Origin of the sequence: Pallidibacillus thermolactis (assembly GCF_025660415.1) — a bacterium.
Taxonomy (GTDB): domain Bacteria; phylum Bacillota; class Bacilli; order Bacillales; family Caldibacillaceae; genus Pallidibacillus; species Pallidibacillus thermolactis.
This window is the reverse complement of sequence record NZ_JAOUSE010000020.1, coordinates 18,239-32,879: the sequence shown is the minus strand read 5'-3', so window position 1 is coordinate 32,879 and position 14,641 is coordinate 18,239. Positions and strand designations below refer to the sequence as shown.

Below are 14,641 nucleotides of genomic sequence, written 5' to 3'. Positions count from 1 at the left end.
ATTCCCATTTATTTTTCATTCCCCTCGTTTTTCTAGGAAAAATGTGTAAAATTTTCTTTTTTTGACAAGATAATGATGAGGTGATTCGTATGTATAAAAACCATGAGCGAAAGTTAGTATGGCTCACCTTTACAGTAGCCGTTCTCTTATTTCTTTCAATGGTTCGAAGACTATTCGCAGGTTAAGGTTTTGGTTAAGTTTCGAAAAAAGTGAAAAAATTGTCTATATAAAACTGGAGGAGACTTGTCATGACTGGAGATTCCGTTTTTTTCAGTAGAGTTTTGACTGAAACAACTTTAACCTTTCATATTATCTATGCCACCTTAGGAGTAGGTGTGCCCCTGATGATTATGATTGCTCAATGGATTGGGATTAAGAAAAACGATCAATATTATATATTGTTAGCTAGACGTTGGACACGAGGATTTGTTATCACAGTAGCTGTAGGCGTAGTGACTGGCACCGCCATCGGTTTACAACTTTCTTTGTTATGGCCGAATTTTATGGTTCTTGCCGGCAACGTCATTGCCTTACCACTATTTATGGAAACCTTCGCTTTTTTCTTTGAAGCCATTTTTTTAGGGATTTATTTATATACATGGGATCGCTTTGAAAATCAAAAGAAACATTTATTACTTTTAATTCCAGTAGCCATCGGGGCTTCTTTTTCAGCGGTTTTTATTACGATTGTAAATTCTTTTATGAATGCGCCACAAGGTTTTGACTTGATTAATGGCCAATTGGCAAATGTGAATCCTATCACGGCAATGTTTAATCCTGCAATGCCGACAAAGGTTGCTCACGTTGTCGTTACGGCATATATGACTTCAGCCTTCGTCTTAGCTTCCATCGCAGCATTCCGTTTAGCTACAGGCTCTAAACATGTTTATCATAAGAAAGCTTTGTTATTAACGATGAAACTCGGATTAGTATTTTCAATCGCAACAGCCATCATAGGGGATTTTTCTGGTAAATATTTAGCTGAATATCAACCAGAGAAACTTGCTGCTGCTGAATGGCATTTTGAAACATCCAGTGAAGCCCCTCTTCTTATGTATGGCATTCTAGATGAAAATAATGAAGTAAAATATGCCATTGAGATACCATTTGCTCTAAGTATTTTAGCTCATTGGTGGCCATCTGCCGTCGTTACAGGATTGGATCAATTTCCTCCTGATGAAATTCCACCTCTCTATATCCATTATTTATTCGATACAATGGTGACAATCGGTATCGGATTACTACTTCTATCACTCATTTACTGGTTTGGTGTAAAACGTGGTTGGTCTTTTGTCCATTCGAAACTCTTTTTGTGGTTTGCCGTTTTAAGTGGTCCTTTAGCAATGATTGCGATAGAAGCTGGTTGGTGGTTAGCAGAAGTCGGTCGACAACCATGGATTTTACGGGGAATTATGCGTACAGCAGATGCAGCAACGACAAACCCAAATGTTGATTTAATGTTAGTGCTTTTCTCGATTCTGTACATAATTTTAGGGATAGGTACGATCATTGTCATGATCAGAATGTTTAAACGAAATCCGATTGAAAAAGAACTAGCTGATCGGGAAATCGAAAAAGGTGGTATGCTGAAATGAACTTAGAAATTATTGGTATTTCCGTATTAATGGCCTTTTTATTCGGCTATATTATGGTAGGAGCTATTGATTTTGGTGCAAGCTTTTTTAATGCCTATAGTTTAATTATCGAGAAAGAACATATTTTAACAAATATTATCCAGCGATATTTGTCACCTGTTTGGGAAGTGACAAATGTTTTCCTAGTTTTCTTTTTTGTCGGGATCGTCGGTTTTTTTCCTCAAACGGCTTTTTACTATGGAACAACGCTCCTAATACCGGTTAGTATTGGGATTGTTTTACTTGCCATCCGAGGTTCCTATTATGCCTTTGAAACATATGGCAATCGCGGTCATAAAGGATATGCATTTATCTATGGCTTATCGGGTTTATTTTTACCAGCATCCCTTTCTATTGTATTGACGATCTCAGAAGGCGGCTATATTTATATAAAGGATGGGAAACCCATTTTAGACTATTGGGTCCTATTTACTGAGCCATTGACTTGGTCTGTTGTGTTGTTAAGTATCACTGCAGTTCTCTATATTTCTGCCGTATTTTTAACATGGTATGCCAATAAAGCAGGTGATAAAGAAGCAACACGTTTAATGCGCAAATATGCCTTAATTTGGGCGTTACCTTTAATCATTACTGCTGCAGGAATCATTGTTGAGTTAAAGGGACATAATCCAGAGCATTTCGATAACATTATGAATTTATGGTGGATGTTCGCTATTTCATTTATTCTCTGGTGTATGACTGTTTACCTTCTTTGGCAGCGTCGAAATTATGGAGAAGCTTTCCTTCTTCTAGTTGCTCAATTCGCCTTGGCCTTTTATGGATATGGAATCAGCCATTATCCATATCTACTTTACCCGCATTTAACAATATATGACGGATTTACAAATGAGGCTATGGCCATTTCTTTAATTATTGCATTTATATTAGGTTTTTGCTTATTAGTTCCTTCCTTATATTTATTACTCCGACTATTTTTATTTAGTAAAAAATACGTGTCAGGGAAATAGTTGAAAAGGAGGGAAAAACCTTGAAGGCATTTTTCATATTTGTTGCACCATTTCTAGTATTATTCGCATCGATGATATTAGGATTTTGGTTAGCCCTCAATGACCAAAACCTTGAACAAGATGAAAAGTAGTGATTCTTAATTAGCCGAGACATACCATTGATACACGTATGCTCGGCTTTTTTTGTGATTTTTACAATATAGATCAATATAAAAAAAAGTGATCAAAAAATAAAAAAACCTATTGACCTTAACGTTACGTCAACCTGTATTGTAATGATTAAAGGAGGTGGTTCAAGCTGGAATACACCATTCAAAAATTAGCACGTTTAGCCGGAGTAACTACTCGTACATTACGTTATTATGACAAAATCGGTCTTCTCAAACCTGCTCGTATTAATTCATCAGGGTATCGCATTTATGGCCAAAACGAAGTAAATCTTTTACAACAAATTATGTTCTATCGTGAACTTGGTCTACAACTGGAAACAATAAAGGAAATCATTCACGACCCGTCCTTTAATCGGAAGAATGCTTTAAAAGAACATTTGCAACAATTAATTGCAAAAAGAAAACAAATAGATTTATTAATTGAGATTGTCAAGAAAACCATTAAACATGAAGAAGGGAGAATTCAAATGAGTGATCAAGAAAAATTTGAAGGTTTTAAGAAAAGATTAGTTGAAGAAAATGAGAAAAAATATGGTGATGAAGTTCGAGAAAGATGGGGTGAAGAAGCTCTAAAAGCCTCCAATCAAAAGGTGTTAAATATGAGTCAAGAAGATTATGAAAAAGTTACGAAGCTAGCTGAAGATGTGAATCAAACATTAGCCAAGGCGATGGAAACAGGAGATCCTGCAAGTGAAATTGCGCAAAGGGCAGCTGATTTGCATAAACAATGGTTAACATTTTACTGGAAAGAATACAGTAAAAAAGCCCATGTTGGCTTAGCGCAAATGTATGTTGATGATGAACGTTTCAAAGCCTATTATGATAAAGTAAAACCAGGTGCTGCAGAGTTTTTAAGAGATGCCATTTTAGTCTATACCGGTCAAAAACAATAATCATTGTTTGTATCAATCCCACACAATTGAGTGTGGGATTTTCCTTTTGCTGAATTTGTGCCAACGTATAGAAGTATATTACTTTTCTCATTGGACTTTGATTACTACACTTTTTCCTAGTTGCTCTGGAAGTTTCTGTTTTCAATCTGATGAACACACTTTTTTCGCTTCTCTCGTCAGATTTCTGTTTTCATCATGCCGATGAACGCACTTTTTTCACTTCTCCCGCCTTTTATCTGTTTTCATTATGCCGATGAACACACTTTTTGTGCTTCTCTCGTCAAATTTCTGTTTTCATCACACCGATGAACGCACTTTTTTCGCTTCTCTCGTCAAATTTCTGTTTTCATCACACCGATGAACACACTTTTTTCGTTTCATCTGCCTTTTTTCTGTTTTCATTATGCCGATGAACACACTTTTTTCGCTTCTCTCGTCAAATTTCTGCTTTCATCACACCGATGAACACACTTTTTTCGCTTCTCTCGTCAAATTTCTGCTTTCATCACACCGATGAACACACTTTTATTGCTTCTCTCGTCAAATTTCTGTTTTCATCACACCGATGAACACACTTTTCGTGCTCCTCTCGTCAATTTTCTGCTTTCATCACACCGATGAACACACTTTTTCGCTCCGATCCCCATTTTTCTGTTTTCACCATACCAATGAACGCACTTTTTTTCGCGTTCTCTCACCAAACTTTCATCAAGCCCTTAAATAAACTTTTTTCTACATAGCACAAATAAAAAAAGCAAGTAGAGATTGTCTTATATTTCTCTACTTGCCATATTTTTAACTATTTTTGTGTTGCTGGTCGAACATCAACATTTTTAGAAGGGTGACGTTGCCCTTGATTTTCTTGTGTAACACGTTTCATAAAGCACGCTAAAATTAACGCAAATACAATTATAATAGCCGAGACGAAGAACGTATCATTAATTCCATCAAGCATAGCTTCTAAACCTATTTGTTCCATTTTTGCATCTGTCAATACTTCGCCCATTCGCTGAGATTCATTTATTAATTGCATTGTATAAAACTTAGTACGAATCGACAAAATGGTGATTAATAAAGCTGTCCCGATCGCTCCTGCTACTTGGTTTAGCGTATTGTTCATGGCCGTGCCATGCGGATACTTGTTCACAGGTAACTGGTTTAATCCATTTGTTTGAACTGGCATCATTACCATTGACAATCCAAACATTCGTGCCACATGGAGAATGGCTAATTCAGTCATGGTCGTTTCAAAAGATAAATGGCTAAACATAAAGGTTGTAACTGTCAAAATCGTTAAACCAAGAACAGCAAGCAATCTGCCACCAAAACGATCAAACAATTTCCCATTAATCGGTGACATAATTCCGTTAACTAAAGCTCCAGGTAGCAATAATATTCCTGCTTGCATAGGTGTAAGATTAATAATATTTTGAGCAAAAACCGGGATTAACATAAAACCAGAAAATAAAGCCATATTGACAATCATAGAAATAATAACACTTAATGAATACATTGGATATTTAAAGATCCGGAAATCCAACATTGGTGAAGCCATTCTATTTTGATATATAACAAAAACGAAAAGAGCAACAATACCAACAACAATGGTAGTAATGACCTCAGGATTTCCCCAACCTACATTTCCTGCTGAACTGAACCCATACAATAAACTTCCGAATCCAACCGATGAAAGGACTAAAGAAAGCTTATCAAGTCGTAAATCTACTTTCTCTTTTCGATCCCTTAACAAAATAAAGCCGAGAACAAAACAAATAATGGAAATTGGTGCAATTAAAGTAAATAAAGCACGCCAATTAAAGTGTTGGATTATCCAACCGGAAAGAGTTGGACCGATTGCTGGTGCAAACGTTAAAATTAACCCTAGGAAGCCCATAATTGTTCCTCTTCTGGAAATGGGGAAACTTACCAACAAAACATTCATTAATAAGGGCATTAATATGGCAGAACCTGATGCTTGTAACATACGTCCGAACAATAAAAATGAAAAAACAGGTGCAACTGCAGCTACAATTGTACCTATTGTAAATAAGCCTATTGATGTTAAAAACAATCCACGCACTGTGTATTTTTGTATTAAATAAGCAGTCGTTGGTATCATTATTCCGTTGACCAACATAAATCCAGTTGTCAGCCACTGTACGGTGGCCATATTAACACCTAAATCTTCCATAATTGATGGAAGGGCAACATTCAATAATGTATTATTTAAAAATGCGATAAAAGCTCCTACCATTAAAATTGAAATAATTAAATAGGGAGGACGTTTCATACTTTCATCCATCCTCAATTCCCCCTTATCAATGAAATATATCGTGTATTGATTGATTTTGTACTACGTGCAAAAAATATCTTATATGATACATCCGTTTTTTTCAATAAAAATATTTCGACACCCGAATTGATTTTATAAAAATTATATTTATGTAATAAAAATATAGGATATTACCTATAACTTTTTTTCATTATTTTCTTTTCTAGAAAATATATAAATGGAATTTTTTGAGGGATAGAGGAAATGAAATTCAAACTAGTAGCATATGGAAAAGACAATTGCAAAATTCACAAGAATTAATAAAAAAAGGGATCTACATATTAGACCCCGATTAAAATCATAAATAAAGATAATAAAATAAGGTATACTAATGAAAAACGCAAGTTCCCCTTCGCCCATTTTTGCTTATCATTTGCTTTAAAACCTTTAACTGAATAAACAACCCAAGCAAGACCTAAAATTGTTGCAAATATCACAAATGACCATCCAAGTGTACCTACTAATAGAAATGGAAATGGGATTAGATGAGCAACCCATAGTAAATTATGTTTAATCGATTCATGAACACCTCGAACAACAGGAAACATCGGAACACCGGCATTCTTATAATCCTCTAATCTATTAATATATACAGCTAAAGAGTGCGGAATTTGCCAAATAAATAAAATAATAAACATTGTTATCGGTATGAGATGGTTTGCTGGAAGTAATGCAGCCCATCCGATTAAAGGTGTAAAGGCACCTGAGACACTACCGATAATTGTATTCCAAGTAAATTTACGCTTTGACCAAAAAGTATAAAGAATAACATAAACAAACCAGCCTAAAAATGAGTAAAGGGCAGCTTCCCATGTCACAAGCAACAAGAGACCATGTCCTATAATCGTGGTAATAATTCCCGCCCATAATACAGAGTTCAAGGAAAAATTCCCATTTACAGTTGGACGTTTTTCTGTACGTTTCATTTTTTTGTCTAAGTCTACTTCATACCAGTTATTCAACATTAATGCACCTGAAATGACAAAAGTACTACCCATCATTGTTAATAGAAATAACCACAAATTGTCTTGAAAACTCTGATTCGAAATATATAAAGCAAGACAAAATCCTGTTAATACCGGTAATACATTTGCAACTAGTACTTTTCCCTTTAATAAAAATTTAACATCAATAAAAAATTGCATCAGTTTTGATAGACTTTTACGTTCCACTTTTTCATCATAAAGTATTTGTTGATTCGACATTTTCAATCTCCTAAACACGTAATTAATAAAAATAGTTTAACATGAAAATGTTTCGATTTCTAAATAAAATAACCGTTAGAAGTTGCCAATCTTGCTCAAATTTGGATCAAACAGTAAGAAAGGGCATACATTTTCCTGCCCTCATTTAACTTTTTATTTTTCTATAATTTTATGATTAACGACTGTCTTAATCGGTTCCCCTGTTTTTTCATTCATCCCCATTTTAATAATGACCGAATTCTCTCGAACAATAAGAACTTCCCCTTTTGCTCCTTTAAATTGCCCTCTCTTTACTTCAATGATATCGCCGACATTCGCCTTATTTACTTTTTTGTCTTGTACTTTATTGCTATTTTTTTCTTCGTTAACCATATCAAATCATACTCCTCTTTCAATTTTTTCAAAAAAATGATCATCCATTCTTATTTAATATTGCCTAAACTGGTTCTTTCATAACAAATTGATAGGAGTACAACGGCTAATCTTATTTTACTATTGAAATACTTGGAGAAAAACATTTTTTTATAAAAATTCGGTTACAATTTAGAGCTGTACGTTTGTTCCCCCCCGCAATGGGAATAAGATGGTTGAAGGAACATGGACGCTTACACAAAAATCATTTTGTTTAACATGCATTATCATTCTTTCTGCTTCATTTATAAGGTTTTCTAGTTAAGCTATGATTCCTAACTCTCTTTATATTGATTTCATTATAGATTTAACCAAATTTCCCGATCTTAATTCCTAGATCTTCAGTACGTTTAGCCTTGATTCACTTTTTTTAAAGTGGAAGGTTCTCCAATTTTTTAATTAAAAATAGAGAAAAGTAGGAATCTAATCCTTTTGACCCCCATATATTAGAATTGTCACAAGTATACGACTTTTTTCATAATAGATCATAGTAAAATCGGACGAACACCAATGGAGGTGCCTTTTTATGAATAATGAAATAAAAGTATCTGGACAACTCCAATTATTTACAAAAGCAAAAGATCAAGTCATTTCTTTCAATCCAAATCAAAAGAGAAGTAAAATTAGAAAAAGGTATATGATGCCAAGAATTGTAGCATTTATCCCTGCACATAATGAAGAAAAATCAATACGGGATTGTCTTGCTGGGCTTGCTGACCAAAGTTTGCCTAAGTATATCCAACTTGATATATTCGTCATTGCTGATAATTGTTCTGATCGGACAGAAGAAAAAGCCTTTGAAGCTGCAAAAGATTTTGGATTAAATGTCATTATTTTAAGGACAAAAAATAATAAACAACGTAAAGTAGGAGCTTTAAATACGGCTTGGAAATATATTTATGGTGATCCTTTAGCCATCTATTTTCGAGAAAAAAGTGAGTATCAAGAAATGTACCAACAATCGATTAAAGCTATATTAGGAATGGATGCCGATAGCCGTCTTGCACCAGGTGCATTACAAGCTTTATGGAATGATTTAATGAGTCAACGCAACATAGGTGGTGTAATGGCGAAATACACAATGCGAATGCCTAAGAAAAAGAAACTTTTAGCAAAAGATGATGTAAATTATGAAGATAAAATTGCAAGTGGTGAATATGGAGGGCCAATGGCCCGATGGTGGACACATTAGCAAAAACAAGATATGGCTAGTTGGTTATTAAATCTCCAATATCACGGGGGTAGCACATATGTACTTGGAGGCCAAGCAACCTTATTCCGACCAGAAGCATTGCAATCTGTAGTTGATGTTAATAAACTGGATGGCCCTTGGCAAAATGACAGTGACGTTGAAGACATGTTGTTAACTTGGCAGTTACAAAAATTAAATTGGAAAACATTAATCAGTCCAAGCGCCCGCTGTTTTGTTGATTCAATGAAAAGTTATCACACGTTTCGTCAGCAACGAAATAAATGGCAATCGGGAACCGTCGAATTGCTAACGAATAAAGATTTAAATGTCCAAACAAGACATAAATGGAAGCTATGGCGTTCACAGTTTAAATTTCTTTTAGATCTAGTTATCAGAATACTGTTTATCGTGCTATTGGTTATTGCACTTGCAACTGATCAATTTTATTGGTCATGGATATGGATAATACCGGTCATATTAGCATCTATATTAAATACAATTTTAGCTATAAAAACCCCTATGCATCGACCAATTGATGTCATATTAGCAGCTCTTTTAATTAGCCCCGAAATTTATTTATGGGTCAATTTAATTACTTTCTGTCAAGTTTGGTTAGATAAGTTTTCGGCCCATAAAAAAGACGGCTGGGCAAATCAGTATAACGCAGAAAAAGGGGCAACAACGAGTAAACTCGGAATAGGCTTATTAACTATCGCAATGATTGGAATAGTAATAACATACCTTTGTATTCAATATAGAGAATACTTGACTAGTCAATCAGTTCAAGAAGCGATTGATCCATATTTAATGTCTGGATGGATTCTATTAACATATCTTACGATCATTGCATCAATCGCCATGATCTATCAAATATGGACTTTAAGAGCAAAATATAAAGCTTGAAAGGTTCGTTATAGAAAGGCTTCTAGTAAAGCTCTTTTTTTATGTACAAACGAAATGCTAGGCCAAACAATATTAATGTATGTGGCATGACAAAGGGTTTTTCTAACTTGTTTTTTTGGGAGTTTTTTTAACTGAATTTTTTTTTGAAATAGTATATAAAATGTAACCAATTGCTCCCCCAAATGTATTCATAATTATATCATCCACATCGGTTCCACGTGGTAAAATTAACTGGATCGTTTCAATGCATAAAGAAATACCGAAACAAATTAGAACTGTTAAAAAAAAGTTTTCAAATCTCTTCCATAAAATTGGAAGGAAAAAGCCTATTGGTATAAACATGCAAATATTACCGAAAACTTCAATAAACAAATAACTAATATGACCATTCTCCACTAAAATTTGTGTTTCATTGATTTTATGGAAAGGCTCAAGATTAATTCGTTCGGGATCAAAACCAATATCAATAACATATAATTGATTATTTAAAACTTTGATTTCAGGGATTATAGTTTGTGAAGCTAAACCTGTTAAATATAAAACAAAAAGCAATAATCCAACTTCACGATAAAAACGAACAGATTTCCATTTATTCTTTCGTAAAATATACCCTAAACGAATGAGCATATATATGGGCAACATCATTATTATATAATGTAGCATATCTTCAAGATACCATCTTATTTGTTCCAATTTGAAAACCCTTTCCAAGAAGAAATACAAAGAACATACTCCTTCAGTATAACAAGCCTATATCCGATTTGTTTACTAATTTTTACTTTGCAAAAAATATGTAATAATGTGTAAGTAAAAAGTAAGAATTTATTTCATAATCAAGCAATTATTACAATCATGTTAAATAAACGTAACGAAAAGTTAATTGGGAAAAGAGTCTCTTTTCAATTATAATGGATAGTTGTAGACTGGATACAGTATAAAATTGATATAGATACGTAGAATACGAACTGGAAAATATTAAAAGGAGTATTTTTATGAGTATGGTGAAACAAATCCCGAAGGATTTAAGTTGGGATAATCGCATTCAATTGATGTTAGAAGGATACCTATTTGTTCAAAATAGATGTAATCGTTTAGATACTGACGTATTTCAAACAAAATTAAATGGAAAAAATGTCATATGTATGAATGGTAAAGAAGCTGCAGAAATCTTTTTTGATGAGGAAAAATTCGAACCGTTAAACAATATCCCTCAGTTACCAAACAAAAATACAAATGAAAAGATGACGATAAATTCCTTAGATGACCAAATGTGTGAACAATTATGTAATGAACTCCTATCTTCCACACGAATAAGTGAACTTAACTCTTTGTATTTCACAAGACTAGAAGAGCAAGCAAAATATTGGAGTAATCAAGAACAGATCATCGTTTTTGATGAAATAAAAAAACTAATTACTAGAGTTGCATGTCATTGGGCAGGGATCCCGATTAAAGATGAAGAGTTATCAGAACGTGCAAATGATTTATACGCATTAGTTGATCCTTTCGAATCAGCTGGTTTAAAACAAAGAGATAATAAACGGATTCAAAACCGTGTTGAATCCTGGATACAAGAAGTCTTTGTTCAAGTATGGAAAGAAGAAATTCATCCCGAACCAAATGCAACGATTACTCAAATTTCTAATTTTCAACAGAATGAGAAATTATTAAGTGTCACTTTAGCAACAAATCTACTTATTCAAATATTAAAAATGATTGTCTTAAATGCTAACATCATTACTTTTGAAGTATTAGCTACGATCCAACATCAAGAATATAAACGGAAATTATATGATATCGATCAATATGACGATTGGTTTATTCAAGAAGTACGCCGATATTTTCCATTCGAACCATTTATAGGTGCCAAAGTTCGCAAAGAATTTACTTGGGAAGGTTATCGTTTTGCAGAAGGAAGTTTAGTATTACTAGATATGTACGGAACAAATCATGATCCACGTATCTGGTATAATCCAGATCTTTTCTGGCCAGAACGATTTAAAGATTCAGAAATGCTTCCATATGTCCGGAAGAATCACAATTCCTATTGGAAAATGTTAAGTGAGAAAGTCACAAGAGAATTGATGAAAACAACCTTATATTTCTTAACCAATCATATAAATTTCGAAGTGGTCGATCAAGATTTTGATTTTAGCCTGCGAAAAATTCCAACTATGTTAAAGACCGGACTTATTTTGAAAAATATAAAGACCGTTCAATAAGAAAAAGGAGTCTATACTTTTGTACGGCTCCTTTTTTGTTACAAAAAATTTTTTCAATATATACACCTTTAAACAAGGATTTTCCTTAAAACTGTAATTACACGAACAACTATTTATCCAAGTTACCTTAAATGGTTAAAAATGGGTACGAATGTTATGTAACGTTCTTCATGATAACAACATTAATGACTACAGCTATTGTTATGGCGACTTCCCGAACCAAACACCTCGACAACCTGCTAATACTCACCTCAAATGCTTTATCTAAGATAATTAACATAGATCACGGTTGATAAGTGAGTTTATATTATTTTTCAACTAATCTCGCATTTTTTTGCTCATTTATAAATGTAGCACCTAATATAAGGGTACCACCAACTGCTTGAATAAAAGTGAATGTCTCATTTAACAGTAGTGCTGACAAAACAATAGCAAAAATAGGATCAATATAACTGTACAAAGCAATTCTTTGCCCGTCCAACTGTTTTAATGCAGAAAAATAAAGCATATAAGCAAAACCGGTATGTAAAATACCAACAATCAAAATAAATAACAAGGATTGAATGTCTAGATTTTTTACATTTAATCCTTCTGTTACGAATACATAAGGTAAAATTACAATCGAAGCCATTGCCAATTGACCTATCGTCGTTTCTTGGTCAGATAGATTTCTAATAAATTTATTTATGAACATGACACTGGCATAAAAGGCTGCAGCTAATAATCCGAAAAAGACCCCCATGACATGATGTTGGCTAATACGATCACCGTTGTCAATTCCAACAATAAAAAAGATTCCAATAATTGCAGCTATAATACTTCCAACTTTGAAACGAGCCATTTTCTCCTTTAAGATAAATGGTGCAAGAATCATAACAAAAATAGGAGCAAAATAATAACTAATGGTTGCATTGGAAATCGTTGTATAACGATATGCTTCAAATAAAAACATCCAATTAAAGCCAAGTGCTCCACCTGATAAACAAAGGAGCATGATATTTTTCTTTGTTGTCCGAAAACGAATCGTTTGGTTTATTAGCAGGCCAGCTGCGATTAAAGTGATACACCCAATAACACCCCGAAGAAGAGCAATTTCACTAGACGATAGATTGATATTTTTCACAAATAATCCGACACTCCCAAAAATTAACATCGTCACGATCATTTTTATCTTCCCTGTCACAATCTTTCCCTCCTATCCAAAGGAGTAATATTTAAGCTCATTATAGTCTTGCTTGTTTAAAAAATCTATCCATTCCATTATTAAAACACCAGATTTTTGTAATCTTAAAAAACCCTTAAGACAATGTCCTAAGGGATAACCTGTTAAAATCTATTAATATATCTTTCTATTTAGCCTGCTCCAATCGCTTATCCAATGCAGTGCCGATTTTTAGTAAAATTAAAACACCAAAAAGTCCTGTTATCGCAATAAAGATTGATGTTAATGCACTTGAAAGATAAGCACTAATCATGACAGTTATTGAACAAATCAATTGTGATAAATAATAACCCATTCCATTAATTGCTAAATATGAACTGCGGGCATGTTTTGGAGGTAATGATGCAATATAATTTTGTTCAACAGGTACGCGAAGTACTTCCGCCACAGAAGCTATAAACATTGCAAAAAATAATAATGGAATTGAATTCGAATACGAAACAAATGCATAACCTGCAACAAAAAAGAATGAACTAAGAACCATCACATGTCGATCTTTAAAACGGGTAACCATTGCTGTTGCAAACAATGCCATTAAAACTACTAATATCGTATTTTCAGTACGCAGTAATCCTGCCATTAAGATCCCGTCAATTTCCCAATGAAAAAATGGCTGTTTGTTCATCTCATTTTCTAATCGAATACCTATATAATTATTAAGTTGATACTCTAATGACATAATAAGTATAAGTGCGACCGTGTACAAAATAAATAAACGATCACGGAATACAGTACGATAATTGCGAATCATATTCGTTACATGCTTCAACAGCGATTCTTTTTCTTTCTTCTCAACTATATAGCTTTCATCGATGAAGAAAGTAATTAAGATAACTGTGATTGCTGCGGTCACTGTTAAGGCAATTAACAATTCGAATAAGTAATCTTTAAATAAAAATCCTCCTAAAACACCACCTAAAGCTACAGCTAAATTAAACCCCCAATAAGATAAAGAAAAGACAAATTTTCTTTCATGCGGTTTACTAACATCAATTAACATTGCATCATTGGCGGGATCTGCTAATGACCAACAAATAGTATTAACCATCATCATCAGAAACGTTATTTCCGGTGAAAAAAACCACGGAGAATTGCACAACATCATGATAAAAAACGCCATAAGTCTTATTGTTTCAGCAAAAACAATCAACTTTTTACGGCCAAAGCTATCAGAAATATAGCCACCAAAAAACGACAGGAGGATCCCGACCAAAACATTAATGAATAACAAAATTCCCGTGATTTTCACACCGAAGTACGAAGACAAATAGATCGCCATAAACGGGAAAATCATATTGCTTACGGCAGAACTTAAAAATGATTCGATTAAACGAATTTTTACCGTTCGATGTAAACGAAAAAAATTCATACTTCCACCTTATCCTATCTGTTTTTCAAAATAATTGACCGATTTAAATATAAATTTATTCCATTTTTTAAAGCTTCCGAACCATTATTCAGTATAATTTGAATTTTGAAATAAAACAAT

Annotated in this window: 13 protein-coding genes; 7 read left to right on the top strand and 6 right to left on the bottom strand. The window is 33.6% G+C overall.

Going from position 1 to position 14,641, the window contains the following annotated elements; translation table 11 throughout:
* The first annotated feature begins 248 nt into the window (after positions 1 to 248).
* The 4 genes from OEV82_RS08150 to OEV82_RS08140 all read left to right on the top strand — a co-directional run bounded on the left by OEV82_RS08150 (position 249) and on the right by OEV82_RS08140 (position 3,665).
* Positions 249 to 1,595, top strand: coding sequence for a cytochrome ubiquinol oxidase subunit I (locus tag OEV82_RS08150; RefSeq protein ID WP_263061557.1), 1,347 nt, complete (start codon positions 249 to 251; stop codon positions 1,593 to 1,595).
* Positions 1,592 to 2,602 carry a cytochrome d ubiquinol oxidase subunit II gene (locus OEV82_RS08145; RefSeq protein WP_161921738.1) on the top strand — a complete coding sequence of 337 codons (1,011 nt, stop codon included), beginning with the start codon at positions 1,592 to 1,594 and terminating at the stop codon, positions 2,600 to 2,602. The genes OEV82_RS08150 and OEV82_RS08145 overlap by 4 nt, the downstream gene beginning before the upstream one ends.
* Positions 2,603 to 2,622: 20 nt before the next feature.
* Positions 2,623 to 2,733, top strand: a complete 111-nt coding sequence (gene cydS / locus OEV82_RS16160; RefSeq protein ID WP_377701276.1) for a cytochrome bd oxidase small subunit CydS — start codon at positions 2,623 to 2,625, stop codon at positions 2,731 to 2,733.
* Between the two features lie 167 nt (positions 2,734 to 2,900).
* Positions 2,901 to 3,665: a MerR family transcriptional regulator gene (locus OEV82_RS08140; protein ID WP_263061567.1), complete on the top strand. Its 765-nt coding sequence runs from the start codon at positions 2,901 to 2,903 to the stop codon at positions 3,663 to 3,665.
* A 799-nt stretch (positions 3,666 to 4,464) separates the two neighbouring features.
* On the opposite strand, the gene OEV82_RS08135 is transcribed toward OEV82_RS08140, so the two are convergent.
* The 3 genes from OEV82_RS08135 to OEV82_RS08125 all read right to left on the bottom strand — a co-directional run bounded on the left by OEV82_RS08135 (position 4,465) and on the right by OEV82_RS08125 (position 7,574).
* Positions 4,465 to 5,967: a DHA2 family efflux MFS transporter permease subunit gene (locus OEV82_RS08135; RefSeq protein ID WP_173660834.1), complete on the bottom strand. Its 1,503-nt coding sequence runs from the start codon at positions 5,965 to 5,967 to the stop codon at positions 4,465 to 4,467.
* A gap of 311 nt (positions 5,968 to 6,278) precedes the next feature.
* Complete coding sequence (gene cyoE, locus OEV82_RS08130) at positions 6,279 to 7,202, bottom strand: heme o synthase (RefSeq protein ID WP_173660836.1); 924 nt, start codon at positions 7,200 to 7,202, stop codon at positions 6,279 to 6,281.
* Between the two features lie 153 nt (positions 7,203 to 7,355).
* Positions 7,356 to 7,574 (bottom strand): YkvS family protein, encoded by a 219-nt coding sequence (locus tag OEV82_RS08125; protein WP_263061556.1) that lies wholly within the window; start codon positions 7,572 to 7,574, stop codon positions 7,356 to 7,358.
* A gap of 565 nt (positions 7,575 to 8,139) precedes the next feature.
* On the opposite strand from OEV82_RS08125, the gene OEV82_RS16100 reads away from it, so the two are divergent.
* Entirely contained in the window at positions 8,140 to 8,805 is a 666-nt protein-coding gene (locus OEV82_RS16100; protein WP_317634311.1) for a glycosyltransferase family 2 protein, read from the top strand.
* 12 nt (positions 8,806 to 8,817) lie between these two features.
* Complete coding sequence (locus tag OEV82_RS16095; protein WP_317634310.1) at positions 8,818 to 9,708, top strand: glycosyltransferase; 891 nt, start codon at positions 8,818 to 8,820, stop codon at positions 9,706 to 9,708.
* Between the two features lie 102 nt (positions 9,709 to 9,810).
* Here OEV82_RS16095 and OEV82_RS08115 read toward each other — a convergent pair whose 3' ends face one another.
* Positions 9,811 to 10,401 (bottom strand): VanZ family protein, encoded by a 591-nt coding sequence (locus OEV82_RS08115; protein ID WP_173660841.1) that lies wholly within the window; start codon positions 10,399 to 10,401, stop codon positions 9,811 to 9,813.
* A 299-nt stretch (positions 10,402 to 10,700) separates the two neighbouring features.
* Between OEV82_RS08115 and OEV82_RS08110 the strand changes: the two genes are divergently transcribed.
* Positions 10,701 to 11,930, top strand: a complete 1,230-nt coding sequence (locus OEV82_RS08110; RefSeq protein ID WP_173660843.1) for a cytochrome P450 — start codon at positions 10,701 to 10,703, stop codon at positions 11,928 to 11,930.
* 307 nt (positions 11,931 to 12,237) lie between these two features.
* On the opposite strand, the gene OEV82_RS08105 is transcribed toward OEV82_RS08110, so the two are convergent.
* Both OEV82_RS08105 and OEV82_RS08100 read right to left on the bottom strand, forming a co-directional pair.
* The gene (locus tag OEV82_RS08105; protein ID WP_263061555.1) at positions 12,238 to 13,113 is read right to left on the bottom strand and encodes a DMT family transporter; all 876 of its coding nucleotides are present in this window, start codon (positions 13,111 to 13,113) and stop codon (positions 12,238 to 12,240) included.
* 166 nt (positions 13,114 to 13,279) lie between these two features.
* Entirely contained in the window at positions 13,280 to 14,521 is a 1,242-nt protein-coding gene (locus tag OEV82_RS08100) for an MDR family MFS transporter (RefSeq protein ID WP_263061554.1), read from the bottom strand.
* Positions 14,522 to 14,641 lie beyond the last annotated feature (120 nt).

What these genes read in the sequence shown, in the direction of transcription:
- OEV82_RS08150 (WP_263061557.1), top strand. Translation starts at nt 249, where the DNA reads ATGACTGGAGATTCCGTTTTTTTCAGTAGAGTTTTGACTGAAACAACT.
- OEV82_RS08145 (WP_161921738.1), top strand. Translation starts at nt 1,592, where the DNA reads ATGAACTTAGAAATTATTGGTATTTCCGTATTAATGGCCTTTTTATTC.
- OEV82_RS08135 (WP_173660834.1), bottom strand. Translation starts at nt 5,967, where the DNA reads ATGGATGAAAGTATGAAACGTCCTCCCTATTTAATTATTTCAATTTTA.
- cyoE (WP_173660836.1), bottom strand. Translation starts at nt 7,202, where the DNA reads ATGTCGAATCAACAAATACTTTATGATGAAAAAGTGGAACGTAAAAGT.
- OEV82_RS08125 (WP_263061556.1), bottom strand. Translation starts at nt 7,574, where the DNA reads ATGGTTAACGAAGAAAAAAATAGCAATAAAGTACAAGACAAAAAAGTA.
- OEV82_RS16100 (WP_317634311.1), top strand. Translation starts at nt 8,140, where the DNA reads ATGAATAATGAAATAAAAGTATCTGGACAACTCCAATTATTTACAAAA.
- OEV82_RS16095 (WP_317634310.1), top strand. Translation starts at nt 8,818, where the DNA reads ATGGCTAGTTGGTTATTAAATCTCCAATATCACGGGGGTAGCACATAT.
- OEV82_RS08110 (WP_173660843.1), top strand. Translation starts at nt 10,701, where the DNA reads ATGAGTATGGTGAAACAAATCCCGAAGGATTTAAGTTGGGATAATCGC.
- OEV82_RS08100 (WP_263061554.1), bottom strand. Translation starts at nt 14,521, where the DNA reads ATGAATTTTTTTCGTTTACATCGAACGGTAAAAATTCGTTTAATCGAA.